Origin of the sequence: Phenylobacterium sp. Root700 (assembly GCF_001429025.1) — a bacterium.
Taxonomy (GTDB): Bacteria; Pseudomonadota; Alphaproteobacteria; order Caulobacterales; family Caulobacteraceae; genus Phenylobacterium.
Map to the genome: position 1 here is coordinate 1 of NZ_LMHT01000023.1, position 16,904 is coordinate 16,904.

At 68.4% G+C, this 16,904-nt stretch carries 19 protein-coding genes and 1 tRNA gene; 8 read left to right on the top strand and 12 right to left on the bottom strand.

Annotation, left to right across the window (positions count from 1 at the left end):
* The first annotated feature begins 264 nt into the window (after positions 1-264).
* Positions 265-402 carry an entericidin A/B family lipoprotein gene (locus ASE02_RS13255; protein WP_056734975.1) on the top strand — a complete coding sequence of 46 codons (138 nt, stop codon included), beginning with the start codon at positions 265-267 and terminating at the stop codon, positions 400-402.
* Positions 403-404: 2 nt separating this feature from the next.
* On the opposite strand, the gene ASE02_RS22350 is transcribed toward ASE02_RS13255, so the two are convergent.
* Positions 405-563 carry a hypothetical protein gene (locus ASE02_RS22350; protein WP_156406038.1) on the bottom strand — a complete coding sequence of 53 codons (159 nt, stop codon included), beginning with the start codon at positions 561-563 and terminating at the stop codon, positions 405-407.
* Between the two features lie 151 nt (positions 564-714).
* Here ASE02_RS22350 and ASE02_RS13260 point away from each other — a divergent pair, with 151 nt between their 5' ends.
* From ASE02_RS13260 to ASE02_RS13270, 4 genes are all read left to right on the top strand, one after another.
* Complete coding sequence (locus ASE02_RS13260) at positions 715-1,077, top strand: DUF983 domain-containing protein (RefSeq protein WP_235536693.1); 363 nt, start codon at positions 715-717, stop codon at positions 1,075-1,077.
* Between the two features lie 78 nt (positions 1,078-1,155).
* Positions 1,156-1,323: a DUF3309 family protein gene (locus ASE02_RS22005; RefSeq protein WP_082602051.1), complete on the top strand. Its 168-nt coding sequence runs from the start codon at positions 1,156-1,158 to the stop codon at positions 1,321-1,323.
* Positions 1,324-1,374: 51 nt separating this feature from the next.
* Complete coding sequence (locus ASE02_RS13265; protein ID WP_082602052.1) at positions 1,375-2,709, top strand: MFS transporter; 1,335 nt, start codon at positions 1,375-1,377, stop codon at positions 2,707-2,709.
* A gap of 4 nt (positions 2,710-2,713) precedes the next feature.
* Positions 2,714-3,421, top strand: a complete 708-nt coding sequence (locus ASE02_RS13270; RefSeq protein WP_056734979.1) for a DUF599 domain-containing protein — start codon at positions 2,714-2,716, stop codon at positions 3,419-3,421.
* Here ASE02_RS13270 and ASE02_RS13275 read toward each other — a convergent pair.
* The 3 genes from ASE02_RS13275 to msrA are packed head-to-tail and all read right to left on the bottom strand — an operon-like array spanning position 3,418 to position 4,747.
* The gene (locus ASE02_RS13275) at positions 3,418-3,756 is read right to left on the bottom strand and encodes an MmcQ/YjbR family DNA-binding protein (RefSeq protein ID WP_082602053.1); all 339 of its coding nucleotides are present in this window, start codon (positions 3,754-3,756) and stop codon (positions 3,418-3,420) included. The genes ASE02_RS13270 and ASE02_RS13275 overlap by 4 nt on opposite strands.
* The gene (locus ASE02_RS13280) at positions 3,753-4,097 is read right to left on the bottom strand and encodes an MmcQ/YjbR family DNA-binding protein (protein WP_056734981.1); all 345 of its coding nucleotides are present in this window, start codon (positions 4,095-4,097) and stop codon (positions 3,753-3,755) included. Before ASE02_RS13280 ends, ASE02_RS13275 begins: the two co-directional genes overlap by 4 nt.
* A complete protein-coding gene (gene msrA / locus ASE02_RS13285) occupies positions 4,094-4,747 on the bottom strand; it encodes a peptide-methionine (S)-S-oxide reductase MsrA (RefSeq protein WP_056734982.1) in 654 nt (217 codons plus the stop codon). Before msrA ends, ASE02_RS13280 begins: the two co-directional genes overlap by 4 nt.
* A gap of 150 nt (positions 4,748-4,897) precedes the next feature.
* Between msrA and ASE02_RS13290 the strand changes: the two genes are divergently transcribed.
* From ASE02_RS13290 to ASE02_RS13300, 3 genes are all read left to right on the top strand, one after another.
* Entirely contained in the window at positions 4,898-5,812 is a 915-nt protein-coding gene (locus ASE02_RS13290) for a lipopolysaccharide assembly protein LapB (protein ID WP_082602054.1), read from the top strand.
* Positions 5,779-6,699, top strand: a complete 921-nt coding sequence (locus ASE02_RS13295; RefSeq protein WP_056734986.1) for a hypothetical protein — start codon at positions 5,779-5,781, stop codon at positions 6,697-6,699. The genes ASE02_RS13290 and ASE02_RS13295 overlap by 34 nt, the downstream gene beginning before the upstream one ends.
* A gap of 88 nt (positions 6,700-6,787) precedes the next feature.
* A tRNA-Ser gene (locus tag ASE02_RS13300) sits at positions 6,788-6,877 on the top strand.
* Positions 6,878-7,021: 144 nt separating this feature from the next.
* On the opposite strand, the gene ASE02_RS13305 is transcribed toward ASE02_RS13300, so the two are convergent.
* The 8 genes from ASE02_RS13305 to ASE02_RS13340 all read right to left on the bottom strand — a co-directional run bounded on the left by ASE02_RS13305 (position 7,022) and on the right by ASE02_RS13340 (position 16,739).
* The gene (locus ASE02_RS13305; RefSeq protein ID WP_082602055.1) at positions 7,022-7,729 is read right to left on the bottom strand and encodes a superoxide dismutase; all 708 of its coding nucleotides are present in this window, start codon (positions 7,727-7,729) and stop codon (positions 7,022-7,024) included.
* A gap of 26 nt (positions 7,730-7,755) precedes the next feature.
* Positions 7,756-8,796 (bottom strand): Cj0069 family protein, encoded by a 1,041-nt coding sequence (locus ASE02_RS13310; protein WP_056734988.1) that lies wholly within the window; start codon positions 8,794-8,796, stop codon positions 7,756-7,758.
* A 191-nt stretch (positions 8,797-8,987) separates the two neighbouring features.
* Positions 8,988-12,173 carry an efflux RND transporter permease subunit gene (locus ASE02_RS13315; RefSeq protein ID WP_056734990.1) on the bottom strand — a complete coding sequence of 1,062 codons (3,186 nt, stop codon included), beginning with the start codon at positions 12,171-12,173 and terminating at the stop codon, positions 8,988-8,990.
* Positions 12,174-12,187: 14 nt separating this feature from the next.
* Entirely contained in the window at positions 12,188-13,447 is a 1,260-nt protein-coding gene (locus ASE02_RS13320) for an efflux RND transporter periplasmic adaptor subunit (RefSeq protein ID WP_056734992.1), read from the bottom strand.
* Positions 13,447-14,742 (bottom strand): TolC family protein, encoded by a 1,296-nt coding sequence (locus ASE02_RS13325; RefSeq protein ID WP_082602056.1) that lies wholly within the window; start codon positions 14,740-14,742, stop codon positions 13,447-13,449. Before ASE02_RS13325 ends, ASE02_RS13320 begins: the two co-directional genes overlap by 1 nt.
* Before the next feature lie 54 nt (positions 14,743-14,796).
* Entirely contained in the window at positions 14,797-15,153 is a 357-nt protein-coding gene (locus ASE02_RS13330) for a hypothetical protein (RefSeq protein ID WP_156406039.1), read from the bottom strand.
* Positions 15,154-15,287: 134 nt separating this feature from the next.
* Positions 15,288-15,554 carry a metal-sensing transcriptional repressor gene (locus ASE02_RS13335; RefSeq protein ID WP_056734998.1) on the bottom strand — a complete coding sequence of 89 codons (267 nt, stop codon included), beginning with the start codon at positions 15,552-15,554 and terminating at the stop codon, positions 15,288-15,290.
* Between the two features lie 27 nt (positions 15,555-15,581).
* The gene (locus ASE02_RS13340; protein ID WP_056735000.1) at positions 15,582-16,739 is read right to left on the bottom strand and encodes a nickel/cobalt efflux transporter; all 1,158 of its coding nucleotides are present in this window, start codon (positions 16,737-16,739) and stop codon (positions 15,582-15,584) included.
* Positions 16,740-16,904: the final 165 nt, after the last annotated feature.

A 16,904-nucleotide genomic window follows, 5' to 3' on the forward strand; every position in this document is an offset into this window, starting at 1 on the left:
AAGCGGCTCCTAACGGATAGCTTGGCTCCAACTCGTCAGCGCCAGCCGTAACGCAACAGGCCCCGCTCGGGAGAGGTTAGGTGAGGGGCGGGCCTCTCAGCGACACGGGCGCTCGTCGCCTTTGCGCCGCTGCGCGACGCCCCCTCACCCGGCCTCTCCCGAGGGAAGGGAGAGCCGCCGCGATTGCCGATGCCGCCCAGGCTCGCCTAAAAAGAGCCCTGAAGCGTCGCCATGAGGCTTCGACACCATTCGGGGGAACCACCCATGCGCAAGATCATCATCCTGGCCGTGACCGCCGCCGCCCTGCTGACGGCGGGCTGCAACACCGTCGCGGGCCTCGGGCGTGACGCCCAGGCCGCCGGCGCGGCGGTGTCCGGCGCCGCCAACGACATGAAGCGCTAACTCTAAGCGTCTTCCTCGCGCGAGGCCTCTTCGGCGATCCTGGCCTTTTCGCTCGGCGGCACCACCGCCGGGTTGGCCTCGCGTGAGCTGTCCTCGGCCGCCGTGGTCGGCCCTGTATGCCCGTGCGGCGGCTTTTCGCGGGGCGGGCGTTCGTCGGTCATGACCTGGTTCCTTCTGCAGAAGGAAAGACCTGAAGGGCTCAGGCGTTCCGCCTCGCCCCCTGCGGCGGCAAGCCCTCTTCCCTCCCCGAGCGCCAGGGCGCATACGAACCCAGGTCAGCTTCCAGGTGTCGTATAGATGTTTGTTCAGTCGATGCTCCGCGGTCTCAAGGGCCGGTGTCCGGCTTGCGGCGAGGGCAAGCTGTTCTGGCGCTATCTGAAGGTCGAGCCGCGCTGCGGCGTCTGTGGTCACGACCTGGCCAGATACCCGGCCGACGACGGCCCGGCCTATTTCACCATCCTGATCGTCGGCCACCTGATCGTCGGACCGCTGCTGTTCTTCCCGATCATCTGGGAGGCGCCGACCGCGATCATACTGCCGGCCACCCTGATCCCGCTGGCCATCGCCACCCTGCTGCTGCTGCCGATCGTGAAGGGCTGGTTCATCGGCCTGCTCTATGCGCTGAAGATCAAGAACGACGACGCGGCGATCCACACCGCCGACGTCGCCGACTAGGCCTCCGAGCGGAACCACCGTCAGGGCGGTTCGTTCGTCTCGAACTAGACCGACGACATAGCGCCGGCATCAAGGGAGATGAATATCGTGGGCCTCGGGACCATCCTGCTCATCGTCCTCGTCCTGTTGCTGATCGGGGCGCTACCCACCTGGGGCCATTCACGCTCATGGGGCTATTTCCCGTCGGGCGGCCTTGGCCTGGTGCTGGTGATCGTGCTGATCCTGGTCCTGATGGGACGCCTCTAGCCTTCACCCGCCGCGCCCCCTAGCATCCCCGAAAATATCGGGGGGAACTGCATGACGGCCGCTGAGACGGGAGTCGACGCTCAGGCGCCGAGGGATATCCTGACGCCAGGGCTCACGCCCCTCCAGCGGCTGCGGGCCATCCTCGGCGGATCGGCCGGCAATCTGGTCGAGTGGTACGACTGGTTCGCCTATTCCGCCTTCACCCTCTACTTCGCCCAGCACTTCTTCCCCGAGGGCGAGCAGACCGCTCAACTGCTGCAGGCCGCCGCGATCTTCGCGGTCGGCTTCCTGGCCAGGCCCTTGGGCGCCTGGATGATGGGCCTCTACGCCGACCGGGCCGGACGCAAGGCGGCGCTGTCGCTGGCGGTCGCCATGATGTGCGCGGGGTCGCTGGTCATCGCGGTGGCGCCCAGCTACGCCACGGTCGGCGCCGCCGCCCCGGTGATCCTGCTGCTGGCGCGCCTGCTGCAAGGGCTGTCGGTGGGCGGCGAGTACGGCGCCAGCGCCACCTACATGTCCGAAATGGCCGGCCGCGCCCGCCGCGGCTTCTGGTCCAGCTTCCAGTACGTGACCCTGATCATGGGCCAGTTGTTGGCCCTGGCGGTGCTGATCGTCCTGCAGAACGTGATGGACAAGGCCGACCTGGAGGCCTGGGGTTGGCGCATCCCGTTTATCATCGGCGCGCTGCTGGCCGTGGTCGTGTTCTGGATCCGCAGCAGCCTCGACGAGAGCCCCTCGTTCCTGGCGGCTCAGGCTTCCGGCGCCCCGCGCGCGACCACCATGCTGCTGTTCCTGAAGCACCCGCGCGAGAGCGCGATCATCTTCTGCCTGACGGCCGGCGGCTCGCTCGCCTTCTACGCCTACACGACCTACATGCAGAAATTCCTGGTCAACACCTCGGGCTTCTCCAAGAACACCGCGACCACGATCACCGCCGCGGCGCTGTTCCTCTACATGTGCTGCCAGCCGTTGTTCGGCCATCTCTCCGACCGGCTCGGCCGTCACCGGACCATCGCCTTCACCTTCGGGGCCGGCGCGATCCTCACCTATCCGGTGATGAGCGCCATCGCCGAGACCAAGAACGCCTTCGCCGCCTTCGGACTGATGACCCTGCTGCTGGTCGTGCTCTCCGGCTACACGGCGGTCAGCGGCCTGGTGAAGGCCGAACTGTTCCCGGCCCATGTCCGCGCGCTCGGCGTCGCCCTGCCCTTCGCCGTCGCCAACGCCCTGTTCGGCGGCACCGCGGAATATGTGGCGCTTTGGTTCAAGCAGCAGGGTATGGAAAGCGGTTCCTACATCTATGTATCGGCGATGATGGCGCTGGCGTTCGTTGTGGCTCTGCGCCTGCGCAACACCAACCGCGACAGCCTGATCACCGAGGACTGAGGCCATGCAATTCCTCCAAGCCCTCTCGGCTTACGACATGATCGCGCTGGCGATCTTCATCGTCGCCTGGACCGCCTACGAGCCGCTGCTGAAGGCCGTCGCCCGCGGCAAGGGCGTGATCAACACCGACATGACGGTGATCCGCGCCGGCTGGATGCGGAACATGGCCGGCCGCGAGAACAAGTTCATGGACGGCCAGCTGCTGGGCCATACCCTGAACTCGGCCTCGTTCTTCGCCTCCTCCAACCTGATCTTGATCGCCGGGGCGGCCGGGGTGCTGTTCGGAGGCGAAGGCGCCTTCCGCAGCGCCTCGAGCCTGATGGTGCTCAAGACCTCCTCGCGGCTGCTGTTCGAGGCCCAGATCGCCCTGGTGCTGCTGGCCCTGGCCCGCGGCCTGCTCGATTTCATCTGGGCGATCCGGCAGATGAACTACTGCCTGGCGGTCATCGGCGCGGCCCCGGACACCGAGGACAAGGAGTTCCAACGCGCCTATGGCGACACCGCCGCGCGGCTGATGAACCCGGCGCTGTCCTCGTTCAATCGCGGGGTGCGCGGCTACTACTTCGCGCTGGCCGCCGCGGCCTGGCTGTTCGGTCCCGCCGCCTTCATCGCCACCACCTTGGCGGCCCTGACCCTGCTGTTCACCCGCCAGCGGAAATCGCCCGCGGCCCGCGCGGTCGGCGACCTGCGGCGAATGCTGGAAAAGCTCTAGGCGAGCCCCAGCTCGGCCCGCAGCTTGCGGGTCAGCTTGGCCGCGATCAGGTCATGGGACGTGGCCAGCCAGCCGCCGACCTCGCTCGCCTCGAGGTCATCCAGACCGACGATGACCCAGCCGCCCTTCGCCAGGTACGGCGCCTGCCGGCCGGGACCGTCGTCGGTCAGCACCATGAAGCCGATCTCGGTCACCTTGAACGACAGGCCGCCGGCCAGGCCGCAGATCGCGAACACCTTGCCGCCGACCTTGTAGACATCAGCCCCGCCCCACTGGACGACCTTCGTCGCCGCCGGCAGCGCCAGGGCCGTGGCCTCCACGTCCTCGCGCGTCATGCCAGGCCGCTCTCGACGCGCTGTTTGCGGGTCAGCTTGGCTGCGACCAACCTGTGCGAGGTTTTCAGCCAATCGGCCACCTCAGCCCCGTCTAGCGCGGCGAGGTCGTCGAACATTACCCACTTGGCCCGCGCCATATAGGGCGCGGGCCGCGCACGACCGGACGTGGTCAGCATCTCGAAGGCGATGTCGCTGACCTTGAACGAGCAGTTCGAATAGGCGCCGTCCGTGCCCGCGAACATCTTGCCGCCGACCTTGTAGATGTGGTCGTCGCCCCACTGGACGTCCATGGTCGCGCCCCGCAGGGCGCGCGCCGCGGCGTCGAACGCCTCCGGCGTCAAGCCTGGACGCCCACGCCGATTGGGCAGGTCACGCCCGTGCCGCCGATCCCGCAATAGCCGTTCGGGTTCTTGGCCAGGTACTGCTGGTGATAGTCCTCGGCGAAGTAGAACTCCGGCGCCTCGGCGATCTCGGTGGTCACCGCGCCATAGCCCTTGTCCGACAGCGCCTGCTGGTAGGCCTGCAGCGAGGCCACGGCCGCCGAGGCCTGAGCGTCGTTGTGGACATAGATCCCCGAGCGGTACTGGGTGCCGATGTCGTTGCCCTGGCGCATGCCCTGGGTCGGGTCGTGGTTCTCCCAGAACAGCTTCAGCAGGTCCTCATAGGTGACGACGCGCGGATCATAGACCACGCGCACCGCCTCGGTATGGCCGGTGCCGCCGCTGCAGACCTCCTCATAGGTCGGGTTCGGGGTGAGGCCGTTCACATAGCCGACCGCCGTCACCCAGACGCCGGGGACCGACCAGAACTTGCGCTCCACGCCCCAGAAGCAGCCCATCGCGAAGTCGGCGATCTCCAGCCCGTCGGGATAGGGGCCCTTCAGAGCCCGGCCGTTGATGAAGTGCAGTTCGGCGGTCGGCAGCGGGCTGGAACGACCCGGCAGGGCGGCGGCGGCGGTCGGAAGGTCGAGGGTCTTTTTGGCGAAAAGCATGGGGGCGCCTGATCGATGGATTTGAATGAGAACATAGGAGCACGCGGCCGCGAATGCACGTCTTGCCCCGCGCTATCCCGCAACCTGGAGGTCACTGACAGAACGCCGTTTTCGTGGAATACTGCGACCATGCCTTAGGGAGACGCGCCGATGAGTTCATTTCGCCTCGCCCTATGCGCGGGGATCGTGATCAGCTTCGCGAGCGCCGGGCACGTCCTGGCCTCTGGAGGCGGCGGAGGGGGCGGCGACATGCCCTCTGTCTCAGCTCCCTCCTACGATCCCGCTGCGGAATACATGAAGGGCGTCGCGGCCCTGAACGCCCAGCAATACAAGGACGCCGAGCGGGCCCTGAATCACGTGGTCGAGGCCGCGCCCAAGAACGCCGAGGCCTGGCGACTGCTGGGGCTCGCCAACGTTGGCCAGAACGACCTGAAGGGCGCGCGCAAGGCCTATGACCGCGCGGTCAAGCTGGACCCCGACAATATCCAGGCCCGGCAAGGCCTGGGCGTGGCGCTAGGCGGCCTGAAGGACGCCAAGGCCGCCGAGCAACTCGACTGGCTCAAGGCTAGGGCCGCGACCTGCGGAACCTGCGCCGACGCCGAGGCGCTGAAGGCCGCGACCTCGGCCGTCGAAAGCGCCATGGGCGGGGTCCCGACCGCCGCCCTGACCCGCCCGATGATCTTCGCCGGCCCCGAGCGCGGCGACCGCGTCTATCTCCAGGCCGTCGGTCTGATCAACGAGCGCCGCTACGACGAGGCCCTGGCCTCCCTGAACCGCGCCCGCGAGGCCTTCGGCCCTCACCCCGACATCCTCACCTACCAGGGCTACGCCTGGCGCAAGAAGGGCGACTACGCCCGCGCCGAGACCTACTACCGCCAGGCCCTGGCCATAGCCCCCGCCCACAAGGGCGCCACCGAGTACTACGGCGAGTTGAAGGTGGAGCGCGGCGACATCAGCGGCGCCAAAGCCCTACTCGCCCGGCTCGACCACACCTGCGCCTATGGCTGCGCCGAGGCCGAGGAGCTGCGCCGTTGGATCGACATCGGCGGCGATCCCTCGCTCTAGGCGCGGGCGCCGCGCTGATCCTGACCGGCCTGGCCGCCGCCGAGGGGTTTGCCCTGCGCGCCATGGGCTGGCTGGCGCCGGGCGCCGATCCCGCCGCCGTCCTCACCGTCGAGCCCGCCGAGTGCCTGACGCTTTTTACCGACGCCGCCCACCGCGCCTCGGTGGAGATAGGCCGCGCCGCGTTCCGCACCCCGGTGCTGCTGGGCGGACAGGCCGCCCGCGCCGGCCTGTCCTGCGAAAGCTGCCATCGCGGCGGACGGAGCAACGCGGGCTTCCTGTTCCCCGGCGTCTCCGGCCGGCCCGGCACGGCCGACGTCACGTCCTCGCTGTTTTCCTCGCATCGCGGCGACGGCGTCGATGATCCTCTGCCGATCCCCGACCTCGCCGGCGACCGCGCGCGGTTGAAGGTCGCGCCGGGCGCCCTGGCGCCCTTTATCCACGGCCTGATCGTCGAGGAGTTCGACGGCCCAGAGCCGCCGCCCGCCGTCCTGACCGGCCTCGCCGACTATGTCCGCGCCCTGTCGCCGCAGGCCTGCCCCGCCGCCGCGAGCCGCGCGGTCACCATGAGCGGCCTGATGGACGACACCCGCCGCGCGGCCCTCGCCGCCGAGACCGCGCCCGACACCGCGACCGCCCTGGTGATGGTCTCAGCGGCCCGCGCGCGACTCGGTTTGATCGACGAACGCTACGCCGGCCCCCAATTGAGCGCCGAACGCGCGGCTTTACGCGCCGCCGACCGCCGCCTCGCCGACGTCGCCCAGGCCCTCCGCGCCGGCCCGCCAAACCCCCGCAAACGCCTTGCTGCATGGCGGTTGGAGGCCTCCAAGCTGGAGCTTCAACTGCGCCGCCGCGAGGCCCTTTCGCTGTTCAACCGCAATTCCTTTTAGGCCAATGCCTGACGCCGCTTGCTCGCGAGGTCTCCATGAGTATATTGCGCGCCTTCCGCGAGGGGCCTCACCGTCCCTCAGGGCCTGTGGTGAGGTGGCGGAGTGGTCGATCGCGCACGCTTGGAAAGCGTGTTTACGGGAAACCGTAACGAGGGTTCGAATCCCTCTCTCACCGCCAACCCCTTTTGGGTAAACTGGCTCTAGTTCCAGTGATCTCTGATACCGGCCCGAGTTCACTGGGCGATTCCCAGTAATTCCCGGCTGCAATCCGCCATCTCAGACGGTCACCCCGTGCGCGGGGACCTTCACGCTCGCCAACATGTCAGGCGCGTGAGGCCCGCACGAAGACTTCATTGGCGCGCCCCCATGAGACCGCTTTCATGAAGGCGTCGACATAGGCCCCGGCCTTGGCGCCGTAGTCCATCTGATAGGCGTGCTCGTACATATCCAGGGCCAGCAGCGGCGCGCCATCGGCGAGCGTCATGGTGTGGTCGGCCGCCCAGGTGTTGACCAGTCGCCCATCGCGCCGGCTCCAGGTCAGCAGCACCCAGCCTGATCCGCCACCCAGCGCCTTGCCCATGGCCGCGAACTCGGCCGCCCAGCGCGCCTGGCTGCCGAAGTCCCGCTCGACCGCCTGGGCCAACGCCGTGCTCGGCGCGGCGGCCGGGGCCAGGCCCGCAAAGTAGAGCTCGTGCAGGATCATCGAGTTCCAGGCGATCAGTTCCTCGCGCTTGAGGCCGTTGATCGCGTAGCCCGGAGCGGTGGCGACATCGAGCTTGCCGAGGTCGCCCCGGATCGCGCCCAGGCGCTTCACCGCGCCGACATAGTTGTTGTCGTGGTGGCTCACCAAGAGCTTCTCTGAGAGGCCCGGCACGGCCTTGGGGTCGAAGGGCAGCGGCTGCGGCGTGAAGCCTGAAGACCCCGCGCCCGCCGGCGCAGGCTGCGCGATCGCCGGCGCGACTGCGAGGGCGGCGGTGGCCATGGCCATGCCGCCGAGCAACAGGCGACGGTCGGGATTGGGGTCGATCATGGGAGCCTCCATTGGCGGAAGGGGAGTTAAGCCTGAGCCCGCCGCCTGGCGGCCAGGCGGTGCAGAGTGGTCCTGGCCAAGGCGTCCGGCGCCGGCTCGGGGATCGGGAACACCGAGCTGACATTGATCTCGCAGAGCACGTAGGTGTCGGCGTCGTCGGCTGTCTTGGGTCCCAAGAGAAAATCAGCGTCCCAGATCACCGGCAGGGCCTCCGGCGCGATCTCCAGGCGACGCACAAGGCCAGGCGTCCAGTCATGCTCCATGTTGGCGCGCAGGGCTCGGAACTGCGGGTCGTCCGGACCGGACATGATCCTAGGACCAGGCGGACCGGCGTCCGCAGACATCAGCCCCCGAATGATCTGACAGCCGAACCCGACCACATGAGCGCCGGACATGTAGCAACGGATCATTCCCTCAGGCAGTCGAGGCTGGAAGGGTTGGTCGATCAGCCGGCCGCCGTCGGCGAAGTCGGCGCCCCGCTCGGTCATGAAGTCGGCCAAGCGGAGCGTCCGCGGCTCAGCCTCGGCGCGGGCCTCCTGGGCGCGAACGGCCCCGCTGTCCAGGACCTCGACCTTCCAGACCCCGATGCCGCCATTGCCGCGATCCTGCTTGAGGACCCGCGGCCCCGCCTGCGTCAGCACGGAGGGAAACTCGGCTTCGAAGACCGAGGCGGTGTCGTAGAGCCGGGTGTCGGTTCCCCAACCCAGGTCGCGGGTGGCGTGGAGCACCGCCTTGACGCCCATCTTGGCGATCACCTCGGGGCGGGCGCTGACAAAGACGCCGGCGGCGGCCACCTCCTCCAGCAACCGATTGAGCGCCGTGCGCCGCTGGCCGGCGGAGATGGGATCGACCCAGACGAGGACGCCGTCGACCGCCAGCAGCTGATCTCGGAGATCCTCCAGCTCATCTTCGACATAGACGGCCGGGATCGCGGCGATCCCCTGGCGCTCCAGCGCCTCGAACACCGCTTTGAGCCGGCTGGTTTGCGGCTGCGCCTCACGGCGAGCCTGCGCGTCGCCGCGGCAAACGACGGCGACCGTGAAGGGGGCGGACGAGGCTTCGACCATGGCGCGCGCTCCTGCCCGGCCGTGAGGACCGGATTTGTCGGAGCGGGTCTTGGACGGCAAGCCGCCTGGCCGGGCGCCCGCGTGGCCCGGTGCGGTCAGAGTATGCCGTTCGGCTCGACTTTCAAGCTTGGTGAAGGGTCCAGGCGAGAGCCCGATGCGACTGGAGATCACATCGGGCTCCGTAGGTAAGCCTAGCCGGCGTCAGGCACGAGACTGGCCTGCGCCTTGGCCTTACGCGCCCAGGCCCGGCCGTGAACCAGCCGATAGAGGGCCGGCAAGACGAGCAGGGTCAGCAAGGTCGAGGAGAGGACGCCGCCGATCACCACGGTGGCGAGCGGTCGCTGCACTTCCGCCCCGGCCCCGACGTTGAAGGCCATGGGCACGAAGCCGAGGCTGGCGACCAAAGCCGTCATCAAGACCGGCCGCAGCCGAGTGACGGCGCCTTCGCGGATCGCCTCGTCCAGCGTCCGCCCCTCGGCGAGCAGGTTGCGGATGAAGCTGACCATCACCACCCCGTTCAGCACGGCCACGCCCGAGAGCGCGATGAAGCCGACGGCGGCCGAGATCGACAGCGGCAGGCCGCGCAGCAGCAGGGCCGCCACCCCGCCGGTCAGCGCCAAGGGCACGCCGGAGAAGACGATGGCGCTATCCTTCACCGACCGGAACAGGGCGAACAGCAGGCCGAAGATCAAGAGCAGCACGGCCGGAACGACCAGCTGCAGCCGCTTGGCCGCCGAGATCAACTGCTCGAAGGTGCCGCCATAGGTCACCCAGTAGCCGGCCGGCAATTCGACCTCGGCGCCGACCTTGGTCCGCACCTCCTGGATGAACGAGCCGAGATCCCGGCCGCGGACATTGGCCGTGACCACCACGCGCCGCTTGCCGTCCTCGCGGCTGATCTGGTTGGGACCAATCTCGACCTCGACCTTGGCGACCTCGGAGAGCGGCACGAAGCCTCGTGGTCCGGTTCCGCCGGCCGGCAGCGGGATGCGCAGCCGGCCGATCTCGTCGACATTGCGCCGGATCTCCTCGGGCAGGCGCACGACAATGTCGAAGCGCCGGTCGCCCTCGAAGATCTGGCCCGCCACCGAGCCGCCCAGCGACGTGGCGACCACGGCCTGGACGTCCTCGATGTTGAGGCCCAGCCGCGCCAGGGCGGCCCGATCAGGGGTGACCTGCAGCACCGGCAGGCCGGTGACCTGCTCCAGACCGACGTCCTGCGCGCCCTCGATGCCGTCGACGACGCCCTTCACCGCCCCGCCCAGCTCGAGGAGCTGCTCCAGATCATCGCCGAACACCTTCACCGCCACGTCGGAGCGCACGCCCGAAAGCAGTTCGTTGAAGCGCATCTGGATCGGTTGGGTGAACTCGTAGTTGTTGCCCGGCACCTGCGCGACGGCGGCCTGCAGCTCCTCGACCAGCTTGGCCCGCGGCTTGCGCGGATCAGGCCAATCCTTGCGGTCCTTCATGATGATGAAGGTGTCGGCGACCGAGGGCGGCATTGGGTCGGTGGCGACCTCCGCCGTGCCGATCTTGGCCACCACCCGCTCGACCTCCGGGAAGGCCTTGATCCTGGCCTCCAGGGCGGTCTGCATCGAGATGGCCTGGCTAAGGCTGGTGCCTGGAATGCGCAGGGCGTGCATGGCGATGTCGCCCTCGTCCAGGCTCGGCACGAACTCCGAGCCCATGCGGCTGGCGGCGAAGCCGGCCAAGAGGACCAGAGCGACTGCGCCGGCCACGAAGGCGGTGCGCCAACGCAGGGCCACCTCAAGCGCCGGACCATAGACCTGGCGCGCGCCACGCATCAGCGGGCTTTCCTTCTCCTCGACCTTGCCGGTGACGAAGAGCGCCACGGCGGCCGGGACGAAGGTCAGCGACAGCACGAGCGCCGCAGTCAGCGCCAAGACCACGGTGATGGCCATGGGGTGGAACATCTTCCCCTCCACGCCGCTCAGCGCGAAGATCGGCACATAGACCAGCGTGATGATCAGCACCCCGAACATCGAGGGACGGATCACTTCGTCGGTGGCGCTGGCCGCCAGGCCGAAGCGTTCGTCCTTGGTCAGGATTCGGCCCAGGCGATGCTGGGCCTCGCCGAACCGGCGCAGGCAGTTCTCGACGATGATGACGGCCCCGTCGACGATCAGGCCGAAGTCCAGAGCCCCCAAACTCATCAGGTTGCCCGACACCTTGGTCTGCACCATGCCGGTGATGGTCATCAGCATGGAGAACGGGATGATCGCCGCCGTGATCAGGGCCGCGCGGATGTTGCCGAGCAGCAGGAAGAGCACGACGATAACCAGCAGGGCGCCTTCCAGCAGGTTCTTCTCGACCGTGCGGATGGCGCGGTCGACGAGGTCGGTGCGGTCATAGATCGCCTGGGCGGTGACGCCGGCCGGTAGGGCCTTGGCGGCCTCCTCCAACTTGGCGGCCGCGGCGCGGGCGACGGTCCGGCTGTTTTCGCCGACCAGCATGAAGACGGTGCCGAGCACCACCTCCTTGCCGTTCTCGGTCGCCGCTCCGGTGCGAAGCTCTTCGCCCAGCCCGACGTCGGCAACATCGGCGATCCGGATCGGAATTCCGCCGCGGTTGGAGACGATGATCCCGCGCAGGTCTTCGATCCCCGCGGCCTGCCCCGGCACGCGCACCAGGTATTGCTCGCCGAACCGCTCGACATAGCCCGCGCCGACATTGGCGTTGTTGCGCTCGAGCGCCCCGATCACGTCGGTCATGGTCAAGCCGTAGGCCGAGAGCCGTTCAGGCAAGGGCATGACGTGATACTGCCGCTCGAAGCCGCCGATGGTGTTGACCTCGGTGACGCCGGGCGTGTTGCGCAGCTGCGGCCGGATCACCCAGTCCTGCAGGGTGCGCAGGTCTTCGGGGCTGTAGAGCTGGCCGTCGGGACGGCGGGCGCCGGGCTTGGCCTCCACGGTGTACATGAAGATTTCGCCCAGACCCGTCGCGATCGGCCCCATCTCCGGGACCACGGCTGGCGGCAGCTGACTACGGGCGATCTGCAGGCGCTCATTGACCAGCTGACGGGCGAAATAGATGTCCGTCCCGTCTTCGAAGACAGCGGTCACCTGACTGAGCCCGTAGCGCGAGACCGAGCGCGTGTATTGCAGGCCCGGCACGCCGGCGATGGCGGTCTCAACCGGGAAGGTGAGTCGCTGTTCGGCCTCCAGCGGCGAGAAGCCGGGCGCCTCGGTGTTGATCTGAACCTGGACGTTGGTGATGTCCGGGGTGGCGTCGATCGGCAGGCGCTGGAAGCTCAGCACGCCGATGGCGGCCGAGAGCATCACTAGGGCGAGCACGATCCAGCGATAGCGGATCGACAGGGCGACGATCCGCTCCAAGAGGGCGGGTTGCTTAGACATGATCCTCCCCCCGCCTAGTGGTCATGGCTCGCGCCGGACTTCTCGATGTCCGCGCGGATCAGGTAGGCGCCGTCGGTGACGTATTCCGCGCCCGGCTCGAGACCGCCGAGAACCTCGGTCCACTCCGGCGTGCGCGCGCCCAGTTCGAGCATGCGCACCTCGTAGCTGTCGCCGACCTTGATGAAGACCACGGTGAAGTCCCGGAAACGCTGCAGCGCCTTGGTGCGCACCGCCAGCGGGACCGACCGCGCCGAGACCTGGAAGGAGCCTTCCACGCCCATGCCGGGCCGGAAGCTGCCGGCCAGAGCGCCGGGGATTTCGACATGGGCGACCAGGGTCTGGCTCGCGAGGTCGGCGGTGGGCAGGACCGCCTCGACCTGTGAGAGGACCTTGACCTCGCCCGACAGGCCGCGAACCTCGACCCCCTGCCCGACCTTGATGCGCTCGGCGTCGCGCGGATAGACGAAGAACTCCGCGTGCAGCTTCGTCGGGTCGGCGATCACATAGAGCGGCTGCTCGTAGGCGACGTCGCCGACATTGGCGTTTTTCTCGACGATCACGCCGCTAATCGGCGCCGGGATCGAATAGGTCTGCAGGCTGTTGCTGGACTCGACGCGGGCCAGGACCTGGCCCTTGCGGACCTGCTGCCCGAGGCCGGCGCTCATCGCCATGATGCGCCCAGGATACCAGGCGCGAACCTCGCCCCGGCCTTCGGGGGTCACCTCGACGCGGCCGGCCATGTCGACGAGATCGCCGACCACGGCCGCGCCGGCCTGCTCTGTCTTTACGCCGCCGGCCTTGGCGGCCTGCGCGCTGATGGTGGTGCGGCCTTCATAGGAGGCGTAGCTCCAGGCATGGGGGCGGCCGCCCTCAGTCGCCTTGATCTTGACGTCGAAGGAGTGGGGTTCGGCCACGACTCCGTTTCCGCGCAGGTAGTCCTGCTGGGGGGCGAAGGCGAAGTGGTCGACCTTGCCGCCGAGGCGGATCAACTCGACGCTGAGGTTGATCGACTTGGGATCGACGGGCTTATCCTTGTTGTAGGCGTAGACGTGGAACTCGGGCTCCACGCCGTCCTCGAAGATGGTCATCTCCAGGGCGAAATCGCCGTCGCGCAACATGCGGCCGCGATGCGGTCCGCGTTCATAGTCGGCGGCCGCGGCGGTGTGGCCGCCTTCAGGCGCGGCCTTTTCGGACTTGGCGCCGCAACCGGTCATGAGGCCGGCGGCGAGGATCAGGGCGAGCGGCGCCAGGCGCCGGGAAGAAGCAGGCGACATCAGCGGGTCTCCGCGGTTTGGGTGGTGACGAGGCCGGCATGGCGGCCCGTGAGGCGGTCGAGGGCCGCTTGGTCGATGTGGTGTTGGCGCAGGACGACGACCCGGCGTTCGCGGGCGTCGGCCAGGGCGCGCTCGGCCTCGGTGACGTCCAGGTGCTGGAAGCCGCCGCGGTTGAAGCCGTCGCGCACCAGCTCGACGGTGCGGATGGCGGCGGGGACGACTTCGGCGCGGATCCGCTCGGACTCGGCGGCCGAGGCGGAGAGCCGCGCGGCAAGCCGGGCGATGTCCCGTTCGCGGGTGAGACGAGCCGCCTCGATGTCGGCCAGCGTGGCGTTGCGCTCGGCCTGGGCCCGTTCGACGCCGGCCTTGTTGGTGTCGTAGCGCTGCAACGGAATGGTCCCGCCGACGATCAGCGCCACCTCCGAACCATCACCGAAGTAGCGGACGCCAGCCCGCAAGGCGGGGTCGGAGACTTGGCGGGCGCGTTCGACCTGGATGCGGGCCTCGGCCAGGGCGCTTTGTGCAGTCAGGAGGGCCAGGTCGGCGGTCTCGCCGGCCGGCGCCGCGTCAGGCGCCGAGACCTTGAAGAAGCCTTCCAGATCCAAGGCGAAGTCGGGCGCCCCGCCCCAGAAGCGGGCGAGCTCGGCCCGGGCGTCGAGCGCCGCTTGCCGGGCGCGATCACGAGCGATCTCAGCCTGCGCGGTGAGGGTTTCTGCGCGCGCGCCGGCGAACAGAGGATCGCGGGCGCTGCGGACGCGGCGGGCGACGTCCTGCTGTGAGCTATGAGCTGCAAGCAGCCGGGCCTCGGTGATCAGCAGCTCGGCCTCGGCGGCCAGCGCCTCGGCGTAGGCGGTCTGGACCTCCTTGATGAGATCGAGGCGGCGCACCTCGTGACGCAGCCGCGTGACCTCGATCTCAGCGCCCGCCGCGCCGGTGCGCGCGGCGCGCTTGCCGCCTCGCTCTACGGTTTGCTGGTAGCTCAGCGTCGTCTCGCTGCGGCCCAGCATCGAGAACGGGCCGGAACCGGTGAAGTTCTCAACCTCTAGGCCAAGCGTTGGATTGAGACGGACGTCCGCCTGCCGCTGGGCGGCGCGGGCGGCGTCCAGACGGGCCTGGGCGCCGGGCGCGGAAGGGTCGAAGGTCGCCGCGCGTCCGATCGCCTCGGGCAGGGTCAGCGGCGCGGGCCTGGCCTGCGCGAGCGCGGCCCCCGGCGCGGTCAGCGCCAGGACCAGCGCCGCGATCTGCGACGCCGGGGCGAGCCGCGCCAAGGCGCGACCCCTATGGAAAATGGGCATGTGGTCTCTCGAAGACAGGAGGTCAGGCGCGCGCGGCCTGATCGCCGACGCGCGTTAGGCGGTGAGCTTCGAGTCGGTCTTGGGAGGGCGTTCGAGCGGAATGGGCGCCAATAGCGGCAAGCCGTCGACGCTTGGCGCAGGCGGGACCGGCAAGCGTACGGGCACGATCTGGGCCGTTCGCTCGGCGGCGAAGGTCGCCAGCTGCGGACCTTCGGCGGCGTGATGGTGGGCAGGGCTGCGATCGCCGTCCTTGGCCTCGGCTCGATCGGGGCCAGCCATCACCTGGGCCGGCGTATCGGCCTGATCGTAATAGACCGTCCCGGCCAAGGCGGTCGGGGCGTGGTCGATGCCGAGGGCGTGCTGGGTCTGGTCCACCGTCGTGATCGCGCCTTGAGCGACGAGCACGGTCATCAACGCCATGCAGCACATGGCGAGGAGCGTTCGCGTCCGACGTTGGAGGCGATCAAGCATGGGACTGCCGACGCCCCTTCTCCAGGTTCATCGCCGATCCGCAAGGCAGGCAGGCCAGGGCTAGCATCAAATCCTCAGAGATATTTCGCCAGGTCGGTCAGTCGTCCGAGCTTCTCGCGGGCCTCACGCGACAGCGGGCCGACAACATCTTCCAGGTGATGCTCGATGTGGTCGGCGACCAAGATGGTCTTGGCCTTGTCGAGCGCGCTGACCACGGCCTGCAATTGCTGCGCGGTCTCCAGGCCGTCGCGATTGTCCTCGATCATCTTGATGATCGTGGCCAAGTGGCCTTGCGCGCGCTTCAGCCGATTCATCAGATCGGAATTGTGGGCGTGGCTCATGAGGTCTCCATCTCGCACCGCCCCCGACTATAGACTTGCGCTCAAGTGCAGCCAGCCGGTGACGGCGATGTAGACGCCGACAACCAGGATCACCGCGCCCGACAGGTAAGGCGCCTTGCGTACGACCTCGCCGAAACCCGACCAACGCTTGGAGACCTGCTTGACGCTCAACGCCGCGAGCACGCCCGAGGCGACCATGGTGAGGGCCAGGCCGATGCTGAAGCAAAGCACGAGCACGGCGCCGAGCGCGAATTCCTTCAGTTGCAGGCAGAGCAACAGGACGGTGATCGCGCCAGGGCAAGGGATGAGGCCGCCGGTCAGACCGAAGATCATGATCTGGCCGGTCGTCACGTCACGGCCAGCGAAGCGGCGGCGGATGTCGTTGGCGTGGGCCAGTTCGTGGGCGTCCTGATAACCGCCAGTGGAGAGCTCCAGGCCGCGCACCTCCTCGTGAAGGTGGTCGTGGCCATGGTCATGCTCGACAAACGCCACGTCGTAGCTGTGGGCGTGGTCGCCATGCGAGAGGCTCAGGCGCGCCATGAAGTCGTGAGGTTCGGGAATCTCCTCGCGCGATTCCAGATACCCGTCGCGCTCGGCGAAGGTGAACGCCTGACGCGCGCCGTCCGGACGCTCGGTCTCCAGGGCGACGGCGTCGGCGGACCAGGCCGCGCCGCGCTCAGACACGACGCGGAATCGCGGCGGCGCGCCGATTTCATGAATTGAGAGCGCCAACACGCCATGCCCGGTGTTGATCCGCTGACCGTGGTCATCGTGGTCATGATGGTGGCTATCATGACTGTGATCGTGGTGATGGTCGCCGCCCGCCAGGGCCGCGAAACCGTCGTCCTGACGCGCGCGCCAGAGCATCCAGAGCGCCATGGCCACGATGATGACGCCCGAAGCCAGCTGAAAATAAGGTTCGATCGTCTCGGTGCTGACCCCGCGCCAAAGATAGAGCCCGCCCAGCGCGATGATCCAGACGATCAGGGTGTGGGAGAGGGTCGCGCAGAGGCCGAGCAGCACCGCCTGCTTCACCGACCCCCGAATGGCGATGATGAAGGCCGCCATCATGGTCTTGGAATGCCCTGGCTCCAGGCCGTGCAGCGCCCCCAGCAGGATGGCGCTGGGGATGAACAGCCAGGCGTGGGCGGCGCCCTGAGCCAAAAGATCGGTGAATGTGGGCACGGTCAGCTCTCGATGCGGTAGACGGTCTTCATCCTATCCCCCTGGTGGGGATATGTCGACGCCCGACACGCAGCCCGGGAACGACCTAGGCGCCGCTGACCACGTGCGGTCGGCGGCGCGCAGGATTTGCATCAGCCGAGGATGCCCGGCAGGTCGAGGCCCTTC